Raw genomic sequence first — 2,406 nt, 5'->3', positions numbered from 1 at the left:
GCGCGCCCGGCCCGGGGGCCCCGGGCGGTCCGGGCTCCTGCTGCTCCAGTTGTCCGCCGTCGTGGCCGTCCTGTTGTTGTGGGCGGTTGTCGCGGGGGCCGGTTTCGTGAGTTCGACGGCGTTGCCGGGTCCGGTGGCGGTGTTCGGGCGGTTTCCTGATCTGTTCGGCAGTGGTGCCTACTGGCGGGCGGTCGGTGACACTCTCGACGGGGCGGTGACGGGGTTCGTCGTGGCGGTCGTCGTCGGGGTCCCGCTGGGTTTGGTGACGGGGACGTATGCGGCGGCCGAGCAGTCCTCGCGGCTGCTGGTGGACGTGCTGCGTTCGTTCCCCGTCATCGCGTTGCTGCCGGTGTTCCTGCTGGTGCTGGGGTCGACCCCGACGATGAAGGCCACCGTCGTCTTCCTCGCCTGTGTCTTCCCCGTCTTCCTCCAGGCCCAGTACGGTGCGCGGTCGGTGTCGGCGATGATCTCGGAGACCGTGCACAGCTACCGGGTGCCCAGGCTGCTGCGGTTCCGGAAGGTGGTGCTGCCCAGCGCGACGCCCTCGATCATGACCGGGCTGCGGCTCGCGGCGACCACCTCGGTGCTCGTGGCGATCGGTGTCGAGGTCCTGACGACGCTGCCCGGGATCGGCCACGAGGTCGTGAACGCGCAGCAGGGCGGTGCGTCGGCGCAGGCGTACGCGTACATCATCACGGCGGGCGCGATCGGTTATCTGATCAACCTGCTGTCCCAGTTCGCCGAGCACCGGCTGCTGCGCTGGCGTCCGCCCGCGCACACCGAGTGAGACGGGGAGAGGCCATCATGTCCCTGAAACCCCCGGGCGCCTTCTGGGCATCCGCGCTCAGGCAGCTGTGGCTGCCGGTGCTGTGTGTCGCGGTGCTGCTGCTCGCGACCGCGGGCAGCACCAGCTTCTACTTCCCGCCGGCCACCGAGGTCCTCGCCACCCTGTGGCGTGAGCTCGCGCACGACGGGCTCGTGGACGATCTGCTGTTCTCCCTGCGCAACATCGTGGCCGGGCTGCTGGCCGCCACCGTCGTCGGGGTCGGCGCGGGTCTGGTCATCGGTGAGAGCAGGCTGCTGCGGCAGGCGACCGCCCCGCTGCTGGACTTCGCCCGCGCGACCCCGACCGTGGCGTTCGTCCCCGTCATCATCCTCACCCTCGGCATCGGCTCGGGCCCCAAGATCTTCCTGATCGCCCTGGGCTCGCTGTGGCCGATCCTGCTGAACACCGTCAGCGGGGTGCACGGCATCAGCCCGGCCGTCCACGAGACCGCCCGCAGCTACCGCATCCCGCTGCGGCTGCGCCTGCTCAAGGTCGTCCTGCCCGGGGCCCTGCCGCAGATCTTCGCCGGCATCCGCGTCTCCCTGTCCATCGCGGTGGTCCTGATGGTCGTCAGCGAGATCTACGGGTCCCCGGTGGGCCTGGGCAACTTCATCCTGCAGAGCGGCTCCAGCTTCGCCGTCCCCGAGACCTGGGCCGGCACCGTCCTGATCGGCATCCTCGGCTACGGCCTGAGCGTGCTCCTCCTGGCCGCCGAGTACACCCTGCTCGGCTGGTACCACCAGCGCCCGCCCCGCACCCGGCGGACCAAGACCCAGCCCCGGAACGAGGTCACGACATCATGAAACGACTCACGGAAGGCGGATCCAGCCTGGTCGTGGAGGACGTCTGCAAGACGTTCGGCCACGGCACGGACGAACACCGGGTCATCGAGGGCCTGTCGCTGCGGGTCGAACCCGGCGAGTTCGTCTGCATCGTCGGCCCCTCCGGCGCCGGCAAGACCACCCTGCTGCGCTGTCTGTCCGGCCTGACCCGGCCCACCTCCGGCACCGTCCGCTACGGCGACGAACCGGTCACCGGGCCCCTCGCCGACATCGCGGTCGTCTTCCAGGACTACCGCGGCTCCCTCCTGCCATGGATGCGGGTCCGCGACAACGTGGCCTTCCCGCTGGAGGGCATGGGCGTCAAACGCGCCGCCCGCACCGCACGCGCCGAGGAGTGCCTGGCCGCCGTCGGACTGGCGGGCGTCGGCGACAAGTACCCCTGGCAGCTCTCCGGCGGCATGCAGCAACGCGTCGCCATCGCCCGCGGCCTCGCCTACGAAGCCCCCGTCCTCCTCATGGACGAACCCTTCGGATCCGTCGACGCCCAGTCCCGCTTCGACCTCGAAGACCTCACCCTGAAACTGCGCGCGGAACTCGGCATCACCGTCATCGTCGTCACCCACGACATCGACGAGGCCGTCTACCTCGGCGACCGCGTCGTCGTCCTCGGCGGCAGACCCACCACCGTCGTCGACAACCTCACCATCGACCTCGGCACCGCACGCGACCAGATCACCACCCGCGCCGACACCCGCTTCACCGACCTCCGCACCCGCGTACTCACCCGCATCCGCGGAG

The 2,406-nt window shown here is 70.4% G+C and carries 3 protein-coding genes; all 3 read left to right on the top strand.

Annotated elements, in window-relative coordinates:
* On the top strand, positions 1-787 hold a 787-nt coding region (locus ACZ619_RS45785; protein ID WP_469611993.1), incomplete at its 5' end, for an ABC transporter permease.
* A 17-nt stretch (positions 788-804) separates the two neighbouring features.
* A complete protein-coding gene (locus ACZ619_RS45780) occupies positions 805-1,629 on the top strand; it encodes an ABC transporter permease (RefSeq protein WP_469611991.1) in 825 nt (274 codons plus the stop codon).
* The coding region (locus ACZ619_RS45775) for an ABC transporter ATP-binding protein (protein WP_469611989.1) at positions 1,626-2,406 on the top strand (781 nt) is incomplete at its 3' end. The genes ACZ619_RS45780 and ACZ619_RS45775, both read left to right, overlap by 4 nt.

This window comes from Streptomyces sp. NPDC104367, assembly GCF_055583825.1.
The sequence above is the reverse complement of the archived record's forward strand: the minus strand, read 5'-3'. Positions and strand labels throughout refer to the sequence as shown.

Bases quoted from the DNA above. Each gene is read 5' to 3' on its own strand.
- ACZ619_RS45780 (WP_469611991.1), top strand. From the start codon at position 805: ATGTCCCTGAAACCCCCGGGCGCCTTCTGGGCATCCGCGCTCAGGCAG.